The 21,950-nt window shown below is 58.8% G+C and carries 17 protein-coding genes; 14 read left to right on the plus strand and 3 right to left on the minus strand.

The features are described 5' to 3' along the window. Positions 1 to 215 precede the first annotated feature (215 nt). The 4 genes from ACVZUB_RS06390 (at position 216) to ACVZUB_RS06405 (ending at position 6,598) form a co-directional block, all read left to right on the plus strand. Positions 216 to 2,177 (plus strand): hypothetical protein, encoded by a 1,962-nt coding sequence (locus ACVZUB_RS06390; RefSeq protein WP_042925707.1) that lies wholly within the window; start codon positions 216 to 218, stop codon positions 2,175 to 2,177. Beyond that, on the plus strand, positions 2,174 to 3,907 hold the full coding sequence (locus tag ACVZUB_RS06395) for an ArnT family glycosyltransferase (protein WP_003943618.1): 1,734 nt from the start codon (positions 2,174 to 2,176) through the stop codon (positions 3,905 to 3,907). The genes ACVZUB_RS06390 and ACVZUB_RS06395 overlap by 4 nt, the downstream gene beginning before the upstream one ends. A 46-nt stretch (positions 3,908 to 3,953) precedes the next feature. Further along, the gene (locus ACVZUB_RS06400) at positions 3,954 to 5,102 is read left to right on the plus strand and encodes a beta-mannosidase (RefSeq protein WP_482628246.1); all 1,149 of its coding nucleotides are present in this window, start codon (positions 3,954 to 3,956) and stop codon (positions 5,100 to 5,102) included. 572 nt (positions 5,103 to 5,674) lie between these two features. Further along, positions 5,675 to 6,598: a UTP--glucose-1-phosphate uridylyltransferase gene (locus ACVZUB_RS06405; RefSeq protein WP_058038947.1), complete on the plus strand. Its 924-nt coding sequence runs from the start codon at positions 5,675 to 5,677 to the stop codon at positions 6,596 to 6,598. A gap of 99 nt (positions 6,599 to 6,697) precedes the next feature. Here ACVZUB_RS06405 and ACVZUB_RS06410 read toward each other — a convergent pair whose 3' ends face one another. Then, positions 6,698 to 7,021, minus strand: a complete 324-nt coding sequence (locus tag ACVZUB_RS06410) for a helix-turn-helix domain-containing protein (RefSeq protein WP_223304618.1) — start codon at positions 7,019 to 7,021, stop codon at positions 6,698 to 6,700. A gap of 348 nt (positions 7,022 to 7,369) precedes the next feature. Between ACVZUB_RS06410 and ACVZUB_RS06415 the strand changes: the two genes are divergently transcribed. After that, positions 7,370 to 8,533, plus strand: coding sequence for an O-antigen ligase family protein (locus ACVZUB_RS06415; RefSeq protein ID WP_064443233.1), 1,164 nt, complete (start codon positions 7,370 to 7,372; stop codon positions 8,531 to 8,533). 13 nt (positions 8,534 to 8,546) lie between these two features. On the opposite strand, the gene ACVZUB_RS06420 is transcribed toward ACVZUB_RS06415, so the two are convergent. Beyond that, positions 8,547 to 9,998 carry a glycosyltransferase gene (locus ACVZUB_RS06420; RefSeq protein ID WP_482628247.1) on the minus strand — a complete coding sequence of 484 codons (1,452 nt, stop codon included), beginning with the start codon at positions 9,996 to 9,998 and terminating at the stop codon, positions 8,547 to 8,549. Further along, positions 9,992 to 11,458 (minus strand): hypothetical protein, encoded by a 1,467-nt coding sequence (locus tag ACVZUB_RS06425; protein WP_482628248.1) that lies wholly within the window; start codon positions 11,456 to 11,458, stop codon positions 9,992 to 9,994. Before ACVZUB_RS06425 ends, ACVZUB_RS06420 begins: the two co-directional genes overlap by 7 nt. Before the next feature lie 850 nt (positions 11,459 to 12,308). Here ACVZUB_RS06425 and ACVZUB_RS06430 point away from each other — a divergent pair. The 9 genes from ACVZUB_RS06430 to ACVZUB_RS06470 all read left to right on the plus strand — a co-directional run bounded on the left by ACVZUB_RS06430 (position 12,309) and on the right by ACVZUB_RS06470 (position 21,942). Next, complete coding sequence (locus ACVZUB_RS06430; protein ID WP_064443494.1) at positions 12,309 to 13,829, plus strand: sugar transferase; 1,521 nt, start codon at positions 12,309 to 12,311, stop codon at positions 13,827 to 13,829. Between the two features lie 122 nt (positions 13,830 to 13,951). Next, positions 13,952 to 15,109 carry a glycosyltransferase gene (locus ACVZUB_RS06435; RefSeq protein WP_198174632.1) on the plus strand — a complete coding sequence of 386 codons (1,158 nt, stop codon included), beginning with the start codon at positions 13,952 to 13,954 and terminating at the stop codon, positions 15,107 to 15,109. 50 nt (positions 15,110 to 15,159) lie between these two features. Beyond that, positions 15,160 to 15,663 (plus strand): acyltransferase, encoded by a 504-nt coding sequence (locus tag ACVZUB_RS06440; protein ID WP_080657158.1) that lies wholly within the window; start codon positions 15,160 to 15,162, stop codon positions 15,661 to 15,663. 26 nt (positions 15,664 to 15,689) lie between these two features. Next, positions 15,690 to 16,970, plus strand: a complete 1,281-nt coding sequence (locus ACVZUB_RS06445; protein WP_164490553.1) for a glycosyltransferase — start codon at positions 15,690 to 15,692, stop codon at positions 16,968 to 16,970. Further along, a complete protein-coding gene (locus ACVZUB_RS06450; protein ID WP_064443236.1) occupies positions 16,967 to 17,506 on the plus strand; it encodes a DapH/DapD/GlmU-related protein in 540 nt (179 codons plus the stop codon). Before ACVZUB_RS06445 ends, ACVZUB_RS06450 begins: the two co-directional genes overlap by 4 nt. Positions 17,507 to 17,576: 70 nt before the next feature. Beyond that, positions 17,577 to 18,788, plus strand: coding sequence for a lipopolysaccharide biosynthesis protein (locus ACVZUB_RS06455; RefSeq protein WP_158170310.1), 1,212 nt, complete (start codon positions 17,577 to 17,579; stop codon positions 18,786 to 18,788). Beyond that, positions 18,781 to 19,845: a polysaccharide pyruvyl transferase family protein gene (locus ACVZUB_RS06460; RefSeq protein WP_064443238.1), complete on the plus strand. Its 1,065-nt coding sequence runs from the start codon at positions 18,781 to 18,783 to the stop codon at positions 19,843 to 19,845. The genes ACVZUB_RS06455 and ACVZUB_RS06460 overlap by 8 nt, the downstream gene beginning before the upstream one ends. A 100-nt stretch (positions 19,846 to 19,945) precedes the next feature. Further along, positions 19,946 to 20,977, plus strand: a complete 1,032-nt coding sequence (gmd, locus tag ACVZUB_RS06465) for a GDP-mannose 4,6-dehydratase (protein ID WP_181991934.1) — start codon at positions 19,946 to 19,948, stop codon at positions 20,975 to 20,977. After that, positions 20,974 to 21,942, plus strand: coding sequence for a GDP-L-fucose synthase family protein (locus ACVZUB_RS06470; protein ID WP_042452275.1), 969 nt, complete (start codon positions 20,974 to 20,976; stop codon positions 21,940 to 21,942). Before gmd ends, ACVZUB_RS06470 begins: the two co-directional genes overlap by 4 nt. The last annotated feature ends 8 nt before the right edge of the window (positions 21,943 to 21,950 follow it).

The raw sequence follows: 21,950 nt of genomic DNA on the forward strand, positions 1-21,950 counted from the left end.
GACTTCCCAGTGGTGGTGATTGCTAATCATGTGACATGCCGTAACAAAAGTCTCGCCCGCCGGGATAATTAGCCAAACGCATAAATTGGTCGTTATGGTTTGTTTGTCCGTAACGGTGCGATCGGACCTGCGACCGTCGCGAACTGGCGAGATTGCTACTCGTGATTTGTGTTTGGTGATTGCGCGGAAACAAGAAATGTCGAGGAGACACGCTGATGGGCCACTCTCGAACCTGGCTGACGCGCGCGCTGGCAATGCCGGTGGCTGTCGCGGTCACTTTGTTGCTTCCGCTCGGCAGTGTCGCCTCCGCCCAGGATTTCGAGGACGACGCAGATACTTCGGTGGCCGCCGCAGCCACAACTCCGATCTCCTTCACCGAACTCGGACGAGGAACAGACATCGTGTTCTCCTCCGATGACGCACCCGTCTTGGTGACCGTGCCGGTGCCGGACGGACTCACCGCAACAGCCGTGACCGGAATCCTGACCGCCCCGACCGACTTCAGTAGGGGTTGGCTCGAAGTGACTGCCGACGGCAGATTGGTGAGCCGCGTCGACTTCGACGCCGGGCAGGCCGGAACCGGCCTACCGATTTCGGTTCCGTTGCAAGGTCTCGAAGTGGTCGACCGGAGCGTGACCGTGTCGATGATCGCTCACCTCGTTCCCGTCGACGACCGCTGCTACGACCGAACGAGATACCAGCCCCTTGCGCTCCGGGATGCCTTTGTCGCCTACGACGGTGCCGAGCAGCAGCCCACGACTGTTGCAACCTTCTTTCCGCCGATTTTGAGGAAGGCAACCATCTACGTCACGGATGGTTCGTCACGGTCACAGCAGAGTGCGGCTCTGCAGCTGAGTGCAGCGATTGTCAACAAGTACGGAAGTCAGCCTGACGCCGTGGTGGTGGAACAACTGCCGAACGGCCAGAGTCTGCCGTCCGCTGAGCCGGGACTGTTCGAGAGAGCTGTAGTACTCGGCAACAGTGGGGACGCCGGCATCGATCTCGCGGCTGCTCCGAATGGTGCACCAGTGCTGCGAATTTCAGGGGACGACAAGACCCTCGTTCCTCAGGTCAGTCTGTTGGCGGCGAACTTCGACGGCTACTGGGCGGCGAGCAGGGCGCTCGCGTCACCGGACAACACAGTTGCCCAGATTTCCCAGGACGCCATCACCGTCGGTGAGCTGAAGCTCGGAACGTTGACGGCTTCCGGTCTCAATCACATCGAGGTCGACGTCCCGTTCAGCCAGTCGCAACTGGGGCGTCCGATGAAGGACGTGTCGATCCGAATGATCGGTTCCTATGTACCGCTGCCGAATTCACGCAACGGAGAACTGTCGATTTCGCTGGGGGACTCACGGCTTGCTTCGCAGACGGTGAACGAGACAGGGCGCTTCGACATCGGCGTCGATGTTCCGAACGAACTCCTGCGTCGCGACCTGACCTTCGAAGTCTCGATGGATGTGACCGGCGACTTCCAATGCGGCACCAGTAGCCCGTCTTCGCTCACTGTCGATCCGGCAAGCACCATCACGTCCACTACCGGATTCCCGCCGACGCCTGGAGGCTTCCAGGCATTACCGCAGTCGATGCTGCCCACACTCGATGTCGGTTTGAGTCACGGTGATTTCGCAGATCTCGTTCGAGCGCAGCGCCTCGTTGTGGCGATGCAGCGGTTGAGCTATCTGCCGCTGCAACCGCGTGTGCTCCCGTTCGGCGACGCGGCGACCAGTTCTCTGCCGGCGTTGTTGATCGCGGCGGACGGGACGCTCCCCACTCCGGTGGCCCTACCCATGGACACAGCAGATCAAGGGCTCCTGCGCTTGCAGGGTCTGGAATTCGGTGGACAATACGGTGCCTTGCAGGTGGTTTCGGGTTCGCACAACGAAGTGGTGGCGCTGACCTCTGAGGGTGATGCGGCCGATGCCGACGGTCTGCTCAACTGGTTGGAAGGTGGGAAGGACCGGTTCGCAGAACTGACCGGCGATCTCCTGGTCGCGCCTCGGGGAAGTGAGCCCTTCGATGTCGGAGTCAACGTCGCCCCGTTGGGCACCGCGACCTCGGCCGAAGAGGAGACCGGACTGAGCGCGGTCACGATCGGCTGGATCGGATTCGGGACCGTGGTTCTGATCGCTGTTGCCGTCGGTGGTGTGCTCGTGGCTCGGCGTCGCGGACAGTGACCGTCACCGATCGCCCGGCCCTGTCCGTCGCGGTCCACGATCTACCGGGCCGCAAGCCATGGCGGATGTTCGTCGCGCTCTTCGCGATCTACACCGCGTTGGGCGTGTGGATGAACGCGGGTATCGGGTTCATCTTCACCGATTCGCTCAGCCGCGTCGCCGCGGTGTCGGCGATGCTGCTCAGCCGTGATCCGCACTTCGCGGCGATCGGGTTCGTGTTCACCCCGTTGACGGCGGCAGTCCAGATTCCGATGGGCCTGATGGGTCATTGGTGGCCGGATCTGCTGCGGTGGAACATCACTGCGGTCGTGATGTCCGCGGCCTTCATGGCTGGTGCTGTGATTCAGGTACGTGGGATCAGCCGCGACCGTGGGTGTGCGCGATGGGTCACCGTCGTCCTGACCGTGCTGTTCGCTGTCAACCCGATGATCGTCATGTACGCGGCGAGCGGAATGAGCGAAGCTCCGTTCCTCTTCTTCGTTCTGTGGGCGACGCGTCGATTGATTCGGTGGATGCGAAGCGACGACGTACACGACCTCATCGGTGCCGGCCTCGCGTTCGCTCTGGCGTACCTCACCAGATACGACGCATTGGCCCCGCTGTTCGTCGCGGTGGTGCTGGTGACCGTGGTGAGTTGGCTTCGTTTCCGCCCGACTGCTGAGGAGCGCGGCGAGGGCGCGGGGCCCGGCTTGCGGCTCTGGGCAGCAGCCCTCGACGGTGCCGTAGTGCTGATGCCGGGATTCCTTGCCTTCGCCTTGTGGTCGTTTGCCAGTTGGCTCATCACAGGTCAAGCGTTCCAACAGTTCTCGTCGGTCTACGGGAACAGTTCCATCCTGGAGCAGGCTGGTGCCGGAACCGACTCACCGATCGCCCGTCTTGCGTTCTCGATTACCGAAATGGCCGTACTCGGCCCGGCGCTCCCGGTGCTCGCGGTCCTTGCAATCATCTACGCACTTCGGCGGCGCGACACCGAAGTGGTCGTGCCTCTTGTGTTGTTCGGCGCCATCCTCGGTGCCCAAACCTTGCTCTACGTGATGGGATCGACGTTTCCCCTTCTGCGCTTCTACATTTCGATCATTCCGCTGTGTTTCGTGTTGGTCGTCCTGATCGCACCTCGCGGAGCGCCGGTCGTCACGCGTCGACCGGGGGCTGCTGCGTCACGCTCGGTATCGACGTACCCCGAGCAGTCGGGACCCTCTCTGCCCCTTGTGATCTCTCTGTGCTTGCTGGTCGGGTCGACGCTGGTCACGTTTGTCGCGATGGGTAATGCGCGGATCGCAGTGCTCGAGCATTCCATTGCCAGTGCGATCATTCCGGGCCGGCAGAACCTGGAGGAGCAGACGAATCTGCGCACGTTTGCGGCCGAGCGTCGCATCGCCAGATACCTGGACGACTTGGCTCTGCCGGAGGGGTCGGTTCTGCTCGACACCGTGCAGAGCTATGCCGTCGTGGCGTCGTCGAACAACCCTCGGCAATTCGTCGTGCCTTCCGATGCGGACTTCGTGCGCGTACTGAACAACCCCGCCGAACATCACGTCGAATACATCCTGTCGGTGCCGAACACCGGTCGCGGTGTGTCGGACGCGGTCAATCGGCGCTATCCGACGATGTACGACACCGGGGCCGGCGGTGTGGGAGCGCTGGTACTCGAGGTTCCCAACGACGGCGGCATGGACCCTTCGGCCTGGCGTTTGTATCGCGTCACCGGTGAACGGCAAACGGGTCGATGAGGCAATTCGTGTGGGAGGATTGTCCGTATGACGTGGATGGTTGTAGATGTCTTCTGAAGAAGTGCGTCCGCGTGTGCCTGGCACAGTGCGTCGCCGTATCGCTGCCGCTGTAGTCAGCTTTGCAACCGTCGCGGTGGTGACAGGAATGTTCACGACGCCGGTGGTTGCCGATTCGCCCAAGACGGTTCGGGTGGGAGCGTCGTCGAGCGGACTGACGCTCGACGGACAGCCATGGTGGCCTACCGGGCTGAATGCTTATCAACTGGCCACTGATTGGTCGGTGAACTTCGGCTGTGGCGCCATGGTCGATCTCGATGCCTACTTCGGTTCTCTGCCACCGAACTCCGTCACGCGTTTCAACGCGTTCCAGGCGCTCGCGGTGAACAAGGTGTCCGGGGAGATGGATTTCGGCCCGATGGACGCGGTGTTCGACGCTGCGGCGCGACACAATCAGTTCACGATTCCGGTGCTCTCACCCCAGGACAGCGGGTGTGATGACGGGCTGTTCAAATCCAGGGACTGGTACACCGACGAGTGGAAGGTCGCGAACCTGATCCCAGGTCGAGCCACCATTAGCTTCCAGGACTGGATGCACACCGCCGTCGACCGTTGGAAGAACGAGCCTTCCGTCGCGGCGTGGGAATTGGTGGGGGAGCCGGAACCGAGCCTGTGTACCGATGCCGCCTGCAATTGGTGGACAAGAACGTGCCCGTCTGATTCCGCGCAGGTGTTGCGGGAGTTCTTCGACACGGCAGGCGCCGAACTTCGGGCGATCGATCCGAACACCCTGATCACGGCCGGATACGTCGGGGGCGGTCAGTGCGGCACTGCGGGTGACGACTACCAGTACGTGAGCGAGTCCGACTTCGTCGACGTTCTGCAGTATCACGACTACGGAGCAGACGGGGTTCCGCTTCCGGGCGACCAGTGGAACGGACTGGCGCGTCGCATCGAACAGGCCGCGAACGTCGGGAAGCCGTTGTTGGTCGCCGAGACAGGCGAATTGGCAGGCAGTTGTGAATCACTGGCGACCAGAGCCACGAATATCGAGACGAAGCTGACGGGGCAGAAGGTGGCCGGTACGGCCGGAGCTCTCCTGTGGGCATTCGTGCCGGATCCACGGCCGAACGAATGCACAATGGATATCGGGCCTGACGATCCACTCTTCGACGTGATTGCTTCACTGGCAAGTTAGGACACTGCTAGTAGTCCACTGGGAGTTCCATCCAGTGGGAGTATGGTCACGATTTGATAACAACCTGAATCTGGTGTTGTGGCGTGATGACCGTATTTCGTTCGTATTCAATGGTATTCAGTGGCATTCACCTGTGGATAACCGAACTTGAAGACGGGTGAAGTCGCACGGGACCATCGATGCGACGCTTCCAGGACCTTCGTCCGGGTCGGCTGGGGACGGTCCGGTTGAGGTGCTGAGTTCGGAAGTTGTGTCGTACCTGTCTCTTTGGCCAGTTGCTACGTCCCGCCGTGGTCAACGTCGAAATACGATCACAACCGTTCGCCGCGGTAACGGGTAGTGCGCGGAGTGCGGCGTGCCCCTCGTGGAAGTGACATCGAGGGGTGGTGTGTAGCTCTCGCGCGCAACGAATTCCGAGTTCGAGTCAACTTGCGGCGGCATCGGCCGCCCGGTAGACCTTGTGCGCAGGCTGTACATGCGATGTGAGCTTTCGGTCGTCGAAATGAGGGGACGACCGCTGCATGCGCGTAACGGTAAGTGTGTGGAGCATCGTGTGAGCGGAGAGGTGAACGATGACTGGGTGCGCTGAACGGCCTTTCAAGACTGCTGTGGTGCCGGCTGCCGGGATGGGGACTCGTTTCCTCCCGGCCACCAAGACGGTTCCGAAAGAGTTGCTCCCCGTGGTCGATACACCCGGGATCGAGCTGGTCGCAAGCGAAGCGGCGCAAGCAGGCGCGGAACGTCTGGTAATTGTCACTGCGCCGGGCAAGGCATCGGTCGTCGGGCATTTCGTCGAGGACCTGGTGCTCGAGGGCAAGCTCGCCGCCAGCGGGAAGCACCATCTACTCGAGCGTGTGCGTCGGGCCCCGGGCCTGATCTCGGTGGAGCCGGTTGTGCAAGAGTCTCCGCTGGGATTGGGACACGCTGTCGGTCTGGTCGAATCGGTGCTGGATGCGGACGAGGACTCGTTCGCGGTGCTGCTTCCCGACGATCTGGTCCACCCCTGCGGCATTCTCGACGCGATGGCGAAGGTACGTGTCGAGCGTGGTGGTTCTGTGCTGTGCGCGTTTGACGTCGCGCCCGATCGTGTTGGGGCCTACGGAGTATTCGACGTCCAAACACCTGTGGAGGGCAGCGATCCCGATGTACTTGCCGTCGTCGGCATGGTCGAGAAGCCGGCTCCTGAGGATGCTCCGTCCACTCTCGCCGCGGCCGGACGATACCTTCTCGATCGCGCCGTGTTCGACGCGCTCAGACGAATCTCACCCGGGCAGGGTGGCGAACTACAACTGACGGATGCGATAGCGCTGTTGATCGCGGAGGGGCATCCGGTTCACGTCGTCGTCCATCACGGAACCCGCCACGATCTTGGTAACCCGGGAGGCTTTCTGCGAGCATCTCTCGACCATGCGCTCAGTCGCACCGAGTACGGACCGGAGTTGCGAGTCTGGCTCAAGGAACGATTGGATCAGCCGGATCCGCAGTTGACGTACTGAATAATGCCGTCCATGACAGCTGAGGTCGAAATATGTTTTGGTGCACGAGAATCTGCACCACGTTCGGCTAGCGCGTATGTGAATGTCGGTAGCCCGGATTCATTCACTTTGTCGGTCGATACCGCGTCGGGTGAGTTCGTCCACCAGGGACTGTGTCGAAATCGTCGCGACGATCGACGGTGGAGTCATCCCCGGCTCCGCTTCCTCAGAGGTCAGATAACCGGCGGCTACGAGGACCTCCATGATCGGAGCGTCGAAGACCTGACATGCCGTCCGCATCGTGTCCTGCGTGGGAGGGCGTTTAGCCGACAGCCATCGACTCAGCTCGGAAGGTCGAATCTTCAGCGCACGCGCAGCTTCCTGGATGTCGCCGAACGAGCGAAGTTCCAGTTGATTCTCGACCCATGCGGAGAAACCACTCATAGCGGTCATATTGCCTGAGCCGAGACGTATATGCCACTTCCTTTCGGCCACGAGTCGAGGACAATTGGATATCTGCCATGTCGTGGCAAAGTTTTGCGTCGACGATTCGCTTATTTGCAGTTACGCGACGTTGCCGACAGAGGATGACTTCTGCGCTGAGCGGGGATTATTCAGCCCGGCGTCGGCGAAGGGTGAAATCGAGGGTGAAATGCAAAAAATTCGATTGTCGGAAGCAGGAACTCAATGACAACGCCGAGTCAAGTCAGACCTCAAGGTCTTCGGAATGATGCCGCTTCGACGGCAGGGCGAACAGGCAGAATTCCTTTGTCGCCGACTACCGCTGTGTGGATGGCGATCGCGATCGCAGTTCCGATATACCGCTCGTTGCCCGGCGCCGTCACGCAGTTGTGGGCGATGGCAGTGCTTGCGGTCATCGTGGCGTCAGTAGCGCTGGGACGAGTTGCTCGGCCGCAGTTTGTCGGCGTCTGGTTGACCGCCGGCTACGCCGCTCTCGTCGCAACGGTAACAGCGACGCGTGGCAATGATATCGGCGGAAATCTTTATGTTGGAATCCAACTTTTCATAGTTCTCGGGCTCGGAATATTTGTGATGGTCGCCAATGTCCGGCGTGATCCGGGTTTTGTCAGGCGTGTATGCATTGCGTTCATAGCAAGCCAATCGGTTTCTGCTCTGGCCGCCGCTATCCAATTGGCCGGTTCATCCGTCTTCGGTTTCGGTGTTGTGAACGGTCGTGCTCCAGGTCTGGCAGGTCACCCGAACGTTCTGGGCATCATGTCCTCACTTGCGCTGATTCTGTGCCTGGGGGCTGCAGTGCGAAAGGTAGGAAATCGGGTCGTTCTGGTGCTGATATCGATTGTGAACGCGGTGGGACTGCTGGCAACCGGTAGTTTGAGTTCGTTGTCGGCATGCGCGATCGGATTGATCGTCGTGGCGATTTCTTCGCGAGTGAAGATCACCACCATCGTCAAGAGTTTTGTCGGCGCCTCTGTTCTCTTCTGGGTCGCAATCACCTACACCGAGTTCGGAAAGCACCTGGAGACGCCGGCCGATCGATACCTTCAGGTCACAGGGCAGACCAAAGCCGTCAGCACACTCGAGATCCGTAACGACACTTACGGATTCGCTTGGGATGCTATTCGCGCGCATCCGCTGTCCGGGGTGGGTCTGAACGCTGCCAATGCGGCCTCGTTCGACAACGTCACAGTCGTCCACAATGTGTTTCTACGGTCTTGGTACCAAGGCGGGGTGGTGCTTGCCCTGGCTGTGGGACTCATCATCTGCGCGACGGCATTGGTTGCGTTCAGATCGATGAAGTCCGGCAAGAACGCCGCCGCGGCCGGCGTGCTGGTCGCGATGATGACATTCGCACTGACCTCGGCATTTTTCGAGCAGGCGTACTACTGGCTACCGGTCGTACTCGCGTTTGCATGTCTTTCGGCCGGCAGTGATCGGACCGCAAGCTTCAAAGCTCACCCGCGCAACAAGAGTTGATCGGGAATTGAGCTTACGTGTTCAAGCCATGGAAGGTCTTCTCCCAGTAAGACGGGTTGCGTATCAACTGATATGTGCCTTTGATGGCTGCGATGCTCATCAAGACCCAGTAAAGCGGAGCGGTCAGGCAAGCTATCAGCAGCATAGGATTTCGCGTCTCTCGGCATGCCACCAGGTTCATGTAAAGGACTGCGGCGTTACCGAATACGAGTGACACGAGGGCGGGAAAATAGACGTAGTTGGGAAACACGTCGTGGATGACCTCGGGCTGGCCGAGAATCCAACCCAGACTGATCAGCCAGAACGCCATGTTCAGTGTCGCCACAATGGGTGTCCCCGCCATCAAGATGGTGAAGCGTAGAAATCCGACCGTGCCGAGTCCGCGCCACAGTTTCACAGGTTGACGCATGTGAACCAACCAAGTCTGCAGGTAACCCTTGTACCAGCGTGAGCGTTGTCGGATCCAGTTGATCGTGTCGCTGTTGGCCTCCTCCAGCGTCGTCGAGTTCAGAACAGCGGTCCGGTAGCCGCTCTCCGCGATGCGAACTCCGAGATCTGCGTCCTCCGTGACGTTGAAGGGGTCCCAGGCGCCGATCTCGTCGAGCACACTTCGTCGAAGGTGATTGGACGTGCCTCCCAAGGGAATCGGTGACTGACTGCGCATCAGTCCTGGGAGGATGAAATTGAACCAGAGGGCGTAGTCGGCCGTGAACCACGCGGTCAACAAATTCTGAGTCCCGTTGTGAAATGCGAGTTTCGCCTGAACGCACGCGGTATTCGATGGAAGCTTCGCGAAGGTTGCCACCACACGGCGTAACTGGAGCGGATCCGGTGAGTCCTCGGCGTCGTAGATGGTGATTATCTCGCCCGTAGAGAAGTGCAATCCGTAGTTGCAGGCTTTGGGTTTGGTGCGCGGATCTGCAGCAGGGACCTTCAAGATACTCACCACGGCATCGACTCCGGCGGCAGTCGCCGCGTCGATGGTGACGGTGTCATCCTCTTCGAGGAGCAACAGCACCTGCAATTTGTTCGAGGGGTAGTCGATCGCACGCATAGCGGAAATCAGGTCTCCGACTACTTCCGGCTCGTTGTACGCCGGCACAAGGATTGTGTAGTGCGGTAGTTCTTCATCGGAAAGCGAGCTTGCCTCCTGATCGCTGATCGTCACGATCGAGGAGGCATCCAGACCTCGTGTGAACAGCACTAGGCGATCCACCATCGCCCATACGTACCCGAGCGTGCATGCCAATGTGAGAACGATGAGCGTGGGAGTAAGGAAGAAGACCAGACACACAACGGTGATCACGAGAATCAGGAACAGGATGTTGCGCTGCCACGGATAGAACGCAACTGATGCCGACGAAATCGGTTTAAGTTCACGCAGTCCGTTCACAGCATCGTGAAGTGCAACTCGTTTGAATTCTTCCGAGCTTTCGTCCTCAACCGAGAGATCGGGATCTACCACTTCTGTGCCTCCACGACAAGCCTTCCGAGGGACTGGAGCATACCTAGATCCTTGTACTGAGATTCGCTGTCGACAGTAGATATCCTGCCTCTGAGTAGAACTGCCAAGGTGTTGCTTCCATTCGAAGCCATCGATGGTTTCGGTTCGGGGAACAAGGCATTCGGTTCATGATTGTCCACTGTCAAGAGTGTGACGCGTTGTGCGGCACCGTCGCCGCGTGTCCACACGAAATTGAGGTTGCTCCAGGTGAGTAGGAGGGAGTCGTCGACAACTGTGTACATTTCCGCGACAACTCCACGAGTCAACTCAACTCGTACGGTGGGGCTGACACGTGCGTTCTGGAGATCATAGGTTGTATTGCTCGGATAGACAGACAGAGTAGACGGGCGACGCACTTGAACAACGTCCATTTGGACGGTGCGTGGTCGCATCTGGGTGTCCCAGGCAGGGTTGGGTGTGTCAGCACGAATTGTCTGGCGAGTGAGTGCCGAGGTGGAACCGAAGTATTTTCTCGGCCAATCGTATTCGTCGGTTGAGATCTCACGCCAACCGGCGGGGACGATGAGGCGTGGATCAGCAGTCGCCGGCGGACCTACTGAGACCGGAACGCTCTGAGTGGTGGGCACTGGCGTAAAAAACATCACGATTGCCGCGGCGAACACCGCCAGGATCGTCCAGTTGCTGGTTGACGTCGAGGGATTCCGGAGCGGACGCTCGAACGGCTTCCATGACCTTCCACGTCGCTCGTACAGGTAGAAGAACCCGCCTACCAGTAACGCACTACCTATTGCTGGTAGCAGCTGGACGCTGAACAAGGGTGCAGTCGGGTACTGCCGCGAGAGGTAGTAGACCAAGGCAGCACCCAGGACGGACGAAGCGACGAACCCGGCGAATCCCCGTCTCCAGGTCCTACTGACGGCGATCGTCGTTGCGGCCGAGGCGACCAGCACCATGATGATGCTGTAGTCGAATCGTGTGCCGCCGAGTTCGGTCGCCAGCGTGCGGTAGATGAGCGGCGCCAGGACGATCGGAACAACCCAGATTGCCCAGTAGCGGTTCACCGGACGCAGCCCGAACATGAGAACCGCTGCGCTCCAGACAAATACCCATGCCGCGATTACATCGATATGCATCAATTCATAGTTCTCGGCAAAACGTGGCATGAGGAGTGCCTGTAAACCCAGAGAAACAAGTAAGCCGATACCACCGACAATCTTGTCCGTCTCACGGTCGTGGATCGGAAGGTCCGGGCCGCGTCGCAAATCTGTTCCGACGGCGGCTATCAGGCAGAGCAAAGGGAGGACAAAAACGTATCCGATGGCGGTACCGCTCGCGGTGCTCCTCCACAAATTGGTCCAGGTGGGCCAGAAAGCAAAGATTGTCGCGGCTGCAATCATCAGCCAACGTACTGTGAGGCGGGGGATAATTCCCGACTGCGTGCGTAGGTCGCGAATCTTCAAGATATGTAGTCCTATTCGAACTGGTCGTCCACTCCGGCTGTGTCGGCTGCAGCGAGGTTGTGTCAGCGAACCCGACTTTGGTCGACCTTACGTGATCGATCACAAGGTGCGAATCCGAGCACCGGCCGCTGCGGAACGGCCGAAGCGGGGCAGAAATCCCACATATTGAGACGAAGGAAAATTTTCTTTTCGGAGCTTGCTTGTTGCGAACTGGACGAGTGACCTGATCTTGTTTCGATGTTGAAGCCTGTATCAGCAAGGGCTGTAGGGCTATTCGCCTTCGAATTGCACATCGAATCGGCAATAGGGACCAAGATCCCTGCCGGGGACGTAGGTCCCCAACGGCGCAGGCACCTTATGTCGGCGAAAGTCATTGCGTTGGTTACCAATGGAAATGATCCTCTATTCAGGCCGTATCGGTAATGCGTTGCCCTGTGGCAACCGCCTACTGACGAGTAAGGTCCTTCGCTTTGCCGCACTTTCGTCGAAGTAACGCGATAGTTGCCTCTGAATCGATCTTTCGTTCTGTTGTTCCAGGCGCTCCGCCTCCGAACGGTGAGAGGCAAAGCGCTTGCGTTGCGGCCACATTGGAATAGGTAGGGGTGCGGGCGACTACAGGCCTGAACTGGGGCGACTTTGCGTTTGATCCTGCGCGCGGACAGTGCTGAAATGTAATCCACTCGGAGCGTGAGAGCGTTCCGATTCTCGAACAATTGCACTCTTCGGATCGAAGCGAGCAATTTGCTGTTCCAGTGGATTGCTCAAATCTGGTGAATCACGCTCAACACCTGTCAACGACACACGGATTCAACGACACACGGATTCCACGAATGAGGAAGGGACTGATCACGTGACGGCGCTCGACGTGTCCACACTGGGCAAGACCAAGCACACGCTTCCCCGCGCAGTGCCCGACCTCCGCCGCGGATCGACTTCTCGGAGGGAATGGGAAACGGCGTACCGCAGAAGGCTGTTCCTGGGCGATTCGGTGATCATCGTGGCGACGGTTTTCCTGGCTCAATGGCTGCGATTCGGTGGAGACAGCCGCGCAGTGAGCCCCGGAATCCTCGGGCAACTCAGCTACACCGGTGTGTCAATTGCATTGGCGGCGATGTGGTTATCGTCGTTGGGGATCTTTCGCACTCGCTCGATTCGTGTGATCGGCAGCGGACCCGAAGAGTACAGGCGAATCTTCGTCGCGACAGTTCGCCTCTTCGGACTCATTGCGATTGTCAGCTTGCTGTTGCAGTTGGACATCGCGCGGCTCTATCTGGCCTTCGCATTTCCTGTCGGTCTGACCGCGCTGATGGCGAGCCGCTGGATCTGGCGAAAGGTGATTGCGAGGAAGCGCTCGCGCGGCGATTTCCAGACGTCCGTCTTAGTCGTGGGAAGCCCGGTTGCAGTCAAGAAAATGGCCCAAACCTTCGAACGAGCTCCCGGTGACGGGTACCGGGTCGTGGGCGTCTGCCAACCCAGTCAACTAGGTCGTCGCGACAGAGTCATCGTGGTCGACGGCAACGAAATACCGGTCCTCGGGGACGAGCACGATGTGACCGACGCACTCGACTTGGTCGGAGCCGATGCGGTGGCGGTTACGGCGACGGAACACCTCGGCTACGACGGTATGCGGAAACTGGCCTGGGATCTGGAGTGTAAGGACGTCGATCTTGTTGTGGCACCGGGAATCCTGGATGTTTCCGGTCCGCGACTGTCGATGCGGCCGGTGGCGGGCCTTCCACTGATTCACGTCGAACGTCCGCGATACCACGGTGCTCAACGGTTCGCCAAGACAGCCTTCGACGTCGTTTTCGCATCTGTAATTCTCATTTTGATCAGTCCCGTTTTGATCGTGACGGCGTTGGCAGTCAAGTTCACCAGTCGGGGTCCTGTGCTCTATCGGTCGGAGCGAATGGGATTGGACGGGGTTCCCTTTCCGATGCTGAAGTTCCGATCGATGGTTCAGAACGCAGATACGCAGGTCGACAGCCTGCTGTCGGATAACGAGGGCGCCGGTGTCCTGTTCAAGATGCGTGACGATCCTCGGGTTACCAAGGTGGGGCGCGTCATTCGAAAGTTTTCGATTGACGAGTTGCCTCAGTTCGTCAATGTGCTCCGGCGCGAGATGAGCGTAGTTGGTCCGAGACCGCCGTTGAGGCGTGAGGTAGAGGCATACGACGGGGCCGTGAAAAGGCGACTGCTGGTCAAACCGGGTATCACCGGTTTGTGGCAGGTGAGCGGGCGCTCGGATCTTTCGTGGGAAGAAACCGTTCGGCTGGATCTGTCCTATGTCGACAACTGGTCGATGGTCGGGGACGTGATGATCGTCGTGAAGACGCTCAAAGCCGTAATGGCTAGTGACGGCGCATACTGATCCGTTCAGTCAGTCAGTCAGTCAGTCTTTCGTATTCGTATCGCGAATCCGATTCGCCATTCCCGGCGAACCCTGCCTGGGATCCGAAGTAAGGGAACTGCGCAATGCACACTGGCCAATCGGTGGCGCTCGATGAGAACTTTGGGGGAGCAGGCTCGATGTCATCAAAAAAATACTCGATGTATTTGGCGGTGATTCCAACGTATCGGAATCCGTGCATCGAGGTGTTGCGTGAGATGGAGGAAGGAAATCTCGATATTCTGGCTTCGGACTACGGGTTGGATTCCACGGTACGAACTGGCATCGACACGGATTTCTACGACCGCGTTCGACGGATCGGAATCTTCGGTGACAAGGTTCTTCTTCAGGTGGGTTCTTGGAAAAATCCGCTTTCAGCGTCCGTGACTATCCTGGATTTGAACCCCCGTAGTCTCACATCGTGGAGTATTTTGGTCCTTCGACGAATAGCGCGTCGCCGTACTCTTCTTTGGGGCCATTTGCATCCCAGGCAAGGTTCTTCGTCGAAGACGGCTTTCCTTCGGAGAACAATGCGCCGCTTGTCTCAGGGGACTATTCTTTACGGGTACGCCAGTGTGGTCCCAGCCAAGCTCGAGGTTCCAGGCCAACCAGTTTGGGTTGCACCCAATTCTTTGTACAAACGCGCTGACATCAACGCTGGTAACACCGGTGAATCGCGTAAATCAATTGTCTATGTCGGCCGATTGGTTGCCGAGAAGAACGTCGATCAATTGGTTCCGGCTTTCCACCAATCAGGCCTCGTCGACGAGGGTGCCGTGTTGGAAATCGTGGGTTTCGGCAATGCGGTGGAAACGATAGAACGGCAAATTCTCGATTTAGGTCTGGAAGAGTCCGTTGTGGTACACGGACGCATTGAAAGTCCGATCGAACTTGCTGAAATCTACGCACGCTCAATCATGTCGATCTCTCCCGGATACGTCGGGTTGAGTGTCACTCAGAGTTTGGGATTCGGAGTCCCGATGCTGTACCCCGAGGACGCCCCGCACGCCCCCGAGATCGAACTTGCTGCTGTCGGTCCTATGCAGAGTTACTCACCGACGACCGAGGAGTCGCTGGCTGCGGCGCTGCGAGACTACTTCTTGCATCTTGTCTCCAATCCCGTTCCAGCGGAGAAAGTTTCAGCGAAGGTAGGGGATCTCTATTCCGCCGAAACCATGGCATCGGGGATCTCTGCTGCGTTGCGAGGTCAGGTCGTCGAATTCGACAATGAGGGATGGCCCAAGGAGATGGTCGTACGATGAGCAACCGATCACGCCTACCGTCAGGTGTCAGGCGAGCCCTTCGCGGAATAATGAATGGACTCGCAATATCGAACGGGAATGTTTCAGTAGGGCGCGACTTCAACGCCGGCCGTGGAGCCATCATCAGTGCGCCTCACCGGCTGAATATCGGCGATAATGTCAGCGTCGGACCCCGAACCGTTATTCAGGTAGACGGCTCCATCGGATCCCACGTCATGATCGGAATGAACGTCTACATCGTGGGGCGCGAAGACCACGCGATCGACGAGGTGGGTATTCCGATGCTCGCGTCGACGTGGGTGGGGGACCGTCAGCCTGGTGCACGCGATTCTGTCGAAATTGGAACAGACGTATGGATAGGCGCCTGTTCGGTGATATTGAGCGGTGTGAAGATCGGTGACGGTGCGGTTATCGGAGCCGGTTCGGTCGTGACGAACGACGTCGAGAGTTTCTCGGTGAATGTCGGAGTTCCGGCACGGAAAGTCGCCGAACGATTCGAGAGTGACACGCAGAGAAGTGCACACCTGCAAGCTGTGCACGGACTGCCGTCCTGAGTTAGCTGAAAAGGGAAATGAGCACGATGGATAATCAGGGAAATAAAATCCTGATCGTGGGAATCAACTATTCTCCTGAGCCAACCGGTATCGCTCCGTACACGGAGGGTTTAGCAAATGCGATAGCGGATGCCGGTGCTGACGTCAGGGTAGTGACAGGGTATCCGCACTATCCATTCTGGCGAAAGATGGATGGCTTCTCAGGTCTGTCTTCCGTAGAGCAGTCAGAAAATCTGACGGTTCAAAGACTTCGTCATTACATCCCCCGGAATCCCAGCTTCCTGCGAAGAATTCTGATGGAGGCAAGTTTCGCTTTGAGGGCGACCTGGGCGACTCTTTTCCATCGAGCAGACCTCATACTGTGTTTAAGTCCTACACTTTTGTCCTCGGCGGCATTTGTCATCAGGACCAGGCTCCTTCGATCGCGCACACCCGTGGTGCTGTGGGTGCAGGACTTCTACGGACTGGGCGCGTCCGAGACCGGTCAGCTGAGCGGAGGCCTGTCGTCTCTCGTCGATCGAGCCGAATCCTGGATCTTGCGAAAGTCCGATCACGTCGTCGTGATCCACCCGCGGTTCGCGAAGCATGCGCAGGACAACCTCGGAGTCGACTCGAGCAGCGTCACAGTCATCAGGAACTGGACCCACCTGGATCTCTCCCAGTCTGCCTGCACCCGAGAAGATTCGCGAAAGCGATTGGGCTGGGGGCCGGAACAGAAGATAGTTCTGCATGCCGGCAATATGGGTGCAAAGCAAGGGCTCGAGAACGTGGTGAACGCCGCGCATTTACTTGGGCCGCGCCAGTCCGACATCAAATTCGTGCTGATGGGGGATGGGAATCAGCGGGCCCATCTCGAAGAGCTGTCCGAGGGATGCACTGGGATCGAATTCATGGATCCTGTTGGCGGCGAGGACTTCACCGATGTGCTGCGAGCAGCGGACGCATTACTTCTCAACGAGTTGGCCGATCTTCGCAGTATGGCCGTTCCGAGCAAACTTACATCGTATTTCGCTTCAGGGGTACCTGTCGTCGCGGCTACATCTTCGGACAGTGCCTCCGGCGAGGAGATCGCCCTGTCCGGGGCGGGAGTACGTGTTGACGCCGGAAATCCGGAAGCATTGGTACGTGAAATAGAGATGCTGGTTTCCGACCCCGTCCGTGCCGCTCAACTCGCGCGAAACGGGGGGGAGTACGTGCACGAAACCTTGTCTCCCGGCTCTGCCACCACCGCGTTCGGTGACCTCTTCGACGGACTCATCAATCGAGACAGTTTGCCGACTCGACCGACGCAAGCCCGAGCGCGATGACACACCCGCAGCTCTCCCTCGGCGAATTCACCGGGGCAGGATACGACAAGGGACGTCCGGCATCAGTGCAGGTCGCCTGGCTCGCGGTGGCACCACTGTTCCGGGCCTGGTTCGTGCCGGCACGCATACGAGTTGCCATTCTCAGACTGTTCGGCGCTGAGATCGGTGATGGAGTCCTGATTCGGCACGGCGTGAAGATCCATTGGCCGTGGAAACTGTCGATCGGTGATAACACTTGGGTGGGTGAGGGAGCATGGATCCTCAATCTCGAACCGGTGAGTATCGGGTCGAACAGTTGTGTCTCGCAGGACGTCTTTCTGTGCGCGGGCAGTCACAGCAGACAGTCACGGACTTTCGAGTTCGACAACGGACCGATCGTCATCGGCAACGGAGTGTGGATTGCGGCCAGGTCCACAATTCTCCGCGGCACGTCGGTCGGTGACCACTCGGTTATCGGCGCAAATTGCCTTGTTACATCCGATGTTCCGGCGAGTTCGATCGTCCGCGCCCCGGTTTCGTCGATCGGACGACCATGAAGGGCGCACGACCGCGCTGCGCCGGGGTTCCGCACTCGTTCGAGTGCCCGGGTGGTGGAACATGAAGGTGATGACGAACCCCTTGGTGGTTCAGTTCACGGGAATCGCCGGCGGACGTCTTGTCGGTGCGTTGATTCAGGCACTGAGTATGGTCCTACTCGCGCGTATCTCCGGTCCGTCCGGCTTTGGAATCTTCGCTGCGGCTTATGGTGTCGGACTGGTGCTTCAGACCATTCTGAACTTCGGGTTCACCCCATTTCTGGTTCGGATCCGTGCGTTGGGTGACCAGGAACCCCTCATCGCGTCGACCTTGGAGTTCTCGCGCCGCGCCAACCTGGCCGTCGGTGCATTGCTGGCATTTACCGCGGCGGTAGCCGCGGTCTTCGAGCCGAAGCTTTGGTTCGTAGTGCCGTTGACAGCTTGGGTTGTTCTGGACAATTACGTCGAGACGCTGCTCTCGCTACCACTCGCTGACGGGAATACCTGGCAGAACGCGGTGTCGTTGCTCCTCCGGCGAGCACTTGCTCTCGTTTTTGTTGCGGCCGCTTGGCTCGCAGGAGTCGACGCAGTGTTCTGGTATTCCGTGGGCCTCGCGTTCTCTTCGATGATCGCTGTCTTCGTGGCCATTCGGCTCGGACCGGCGATCACTCGTGTCAGATCGAGACGCTCGTACAAGTCGATCATCGGCAAGTCCTCGCACTTCTGGTTGAATTCCGTTGCTACTCAGACGCGCAACTTCGACGTACTGCTGGTTGGACTTGTCACGTCACCGGCCGTCTCCGGAATCTACGGCGTGACGAGTCGTATCACCACTCCGTTGCGGCTGATTCCCACATCGTTTGCGGCAGTTCTCATGCCTGCGGCGGCGCGCTCGACGACCGGGCGAATCACCCAGGGCATTCTGCGACCCGCGATGTACGTATGCATCGCAAGCGCGGTGATCTTCGGTGTGATCGCAGCTGTCATCCCTGTACTCGTTCCACCGATTTTGGGCGATGCGTACGTAGACGCGGTACCGGTAATGCAGGTCGTCTGCTTCAGTTTGATCTTCGCAGCGATCTCGTCCCAATTGAATGCGATCCTGCAAGGTACGGGCAGAGTTGAAATCGTCTCCTACATAACGGTTGTGAGCACCTTGATCTGCCTCGTCGGAATCGTGCTGGCTGCCCCCCGTTACGGGGCGCTCGGAGCGGGGTGGTCGCTCTCGCTCAGCTATGTACTTCAAACCGCATTGCTGACCTGTGTCGTTGTCGTTGCAATGAGGAGGGATCCCCATGCGTAGGTTCTTCATGAGTATCGCAGCAGCTCAGGGCAATCTGGGTGACATCGAGATACGCCGAACAGCAGTCGACTACATGCGTGAACTGGGGTTCAGACCCGTTGTATTTTCGGGCAGTATGAGCGCGGAGTACGTCGATGCCTTCGATTGGGAACCAACCGACGAGGTGATGGATTCGGGTATCAACTTCTGGCGAGCGATTTTGTCCGATACAGTGCGCCGAAAGCGGGCAGTGATCGTGATGGCACCTGGGCCGGCGGTTCTGGGGGCATCAGCAGCAAGCGTCGTCAAGCACTCGTTGTTGGTGACAGTCTTTGCGGTGCTTCGCATGTTCGGTACACGAGTCCTCGTTTTGGGACGGTCGATCGAGGTACGAAGCCCAATGGCGGCAGTACCCGAGAAGATCCTCGTCGGCGTAGCCGACGTCTACGCGGCACGTGACAAAAGGACGTGTGAGTACCTGCGAGGTAAGAGTCGGTTCTATCCCGATCTCGCGTTCGGGGCCGGTGTATCCGACGGAGCGAAGTCTGCTGGCCGAGAATCTGCGCGCCGAGAAATAGCCTTGCTTTCACTTCGGCATGACCGACCGGTGAACTACGCGTCCCTTCGGTCGATCCAAAGTCAGTTCTCGGCAAATGGTTTGGATTTGATGGCCTGTTGCCAGGTTGTCGAGGACGACAGCCACAACCGCGAAGTTGCTGCGACGCTGGGTATTCCCTACGTGGGATGGGACGATGACACGACCCATCGGCAACAGGAGTCGGCTGTCCGCGCCCTGTACGAGCGCGCCGCCGTAACCGTCAGTGACCGCCTCCATGTTTTGATCCTGAGCGCTCGAGGCGGATCGATACCGGTGATGTCGGGTAGTAGTTCGGTACCGAAGCTGAGGGATTCGCTGGAACCGGTACTCGCACCGCAGGCCTCCTGGATGGACGATGCGACAGGTGGCAGCTTGAATCTAGGGCACGACGAATCTACCCGAATCTCTCGCGGAATGGATTCCGCTGCCGCGGAACTGGAGGATCTGAGATCGCGGATCAAGGAGGCAGTAATGCCGTGAGGGTTTCTCAGTTCTGGTTGTGGGTTCGCTGCTCCCACACAACACAATTCGGCCGATGACTACTCGCAGACAAGTATCTGCTTCGAGGACGGAGTTTCAAGTGAAACGCGCACTGATTACCGGAATTACAGGCCAAGACGGTTCATACCTGGCCGAGCTGTTGTTGAGCAAGGGATACGAGGTCCACGGACTTATTCGTAGATCGTCCACGTTCAATACGGCTCGAATCGATCACATGTATGTGGATCCCCACACGCCGGATGCAAAACTGTTCCTTCATTACGGAGATCTCAGCGACGGGGCGCGTTTGGTCACTCTTCTCGCACAGATACGCCCGGACGAGGTCTACAACCTCGCAGCGCAGTCACATGTACGGGTAAGTTTCGACGAGCCCGAACATACCGGAGACACGACGGGAATCGGGTCGATCAGGTTGCTCGAAGCAGTCCGGATGGCTGGTCTCGAATGCAGGTTCTACCAGGCGTCCAGCTCCGAGATGTTCGGTGCGACACCGCCTCCGCAGGACGAGCAGACTCCCTTCTATCCGCGATCGCCGTACGGTGCGGCGAAGGTGTACTCGTACTGGATCACCAAGAACTACCGCGAGGCGTACGGGATCTTTGCCGTGAACGGAATTCTGTTCAACCACGAATCTCCGCGGCGAGGCGAAACATTCGTAACTCGCAAGATCACGCGAGCGGTGGCGCGCATCAAGGCCGGCCTGGAAAACGATTTGTACATGGGTAATCTCGATGCAATCCGCGACTGGGGCTACGCGCCGGAGTACGTGGAGGGAATGTGGAGGATGCTTCAGGCCGACGAGCCGGACGATTACGTGCTCGCGACAGGCGGTAACTACTCGGTCAAGGATTTCCTGACGGTGGCCTTCGAGCACGCGGGTCTGAACTGGGAAGATCATGTGCGCTTCGACGAGCGCTATCTGCGGCCGACGGAAGTAGACGCGTTGATCGGAGATGCAGGTAAGGCGGAGCAGAAGCTCGGCTGGAAGGCGACTGTACATACCCCCGAGCTGGCTCGAATCATGGTCGATGCGGACATAGAGGCTCTGAAGTGTGAGGGCAAGCCCTGGATCGACCGCCCGAACCTGGTGGATTGGGAGCATGCCCGATGACGGGGGAGTACGCGCAGAAGTCCCTCGATCGGAACGATGCGGTGTACGTCGCGGGCCATCGTGGACTCGTGGGTTCAGCGATCTGGCGTCGTTTGGAGGCCGACGGTTTCAATCGCCTTGTCGGTCGCACGTCCGCCGAACTCGATCTTCGCGACCGCGGTGCCGTGTTCGAGTTCTTCGCCGCCGAGAGGCCGAAGAACGTGGTCCTCGCGGCAGCCAAGGTGGGCGGGATACTGGCGAACAGCACACTGCCGGTGGACTTCATCTCCGACAACCTTCGCATCCAGGTGAACGTGATGGACGCGGCGGCCGAGTTCGACGTAGATCGCCTGCTGTTCCTCGGATCATCCTGCATCTACCCGAAATTCGCTCCTCAACCGATTCGCGAAGAATATTTGCTGACCGGTCATTTGGAACCGACGAACGATGCATATGCCATCGCCAAGATCGCGGGAATCCTGCAGGTACAGGCTGTTCGAAAGCAGTTCGGGCGTCCGTGGATCGCCGCGATGCCGACCAATCTCTACGGCCCGGGTGACAACTTCTCTGCCAAGGGCTCTCATGTGCTGCCAGCCCTCATCAGACGCTTCGACGACGCGCGCCGTGATGGAGCTGCTTCAGTCGTGAACTGGGGCAGCGGGACGCCGAGGCGCGAGTTTCTCCACGTCGACGACATGGCGGATGCCTGCCTTCATTTGCTCGACCACTATGACGGAGCAGAACACGTCAATGTTGGTACAGGCGAGGACCAGAGCATCGCGGAGATCTCTGCGATCGTGGCGGACGAGATCGGGTTCGACGGCGAGATCGAATGGGATCATTCGAAACCTGACGGGACGCCGCGGAAGTTGCTTGACATCGGGAAGCTTCGAGATTTGGGGTGGCAGCCCAAGATTGATCTTCGTGCGGGGATCGCATCGACCGTGGAGTGGTATCGACAGAACGTCGATTCGATCAGGACATGAAGTACTAC

The sequence above is a fragment of the Rhodococcus sp. OS5 genome, from assembly GCF_056837585.1.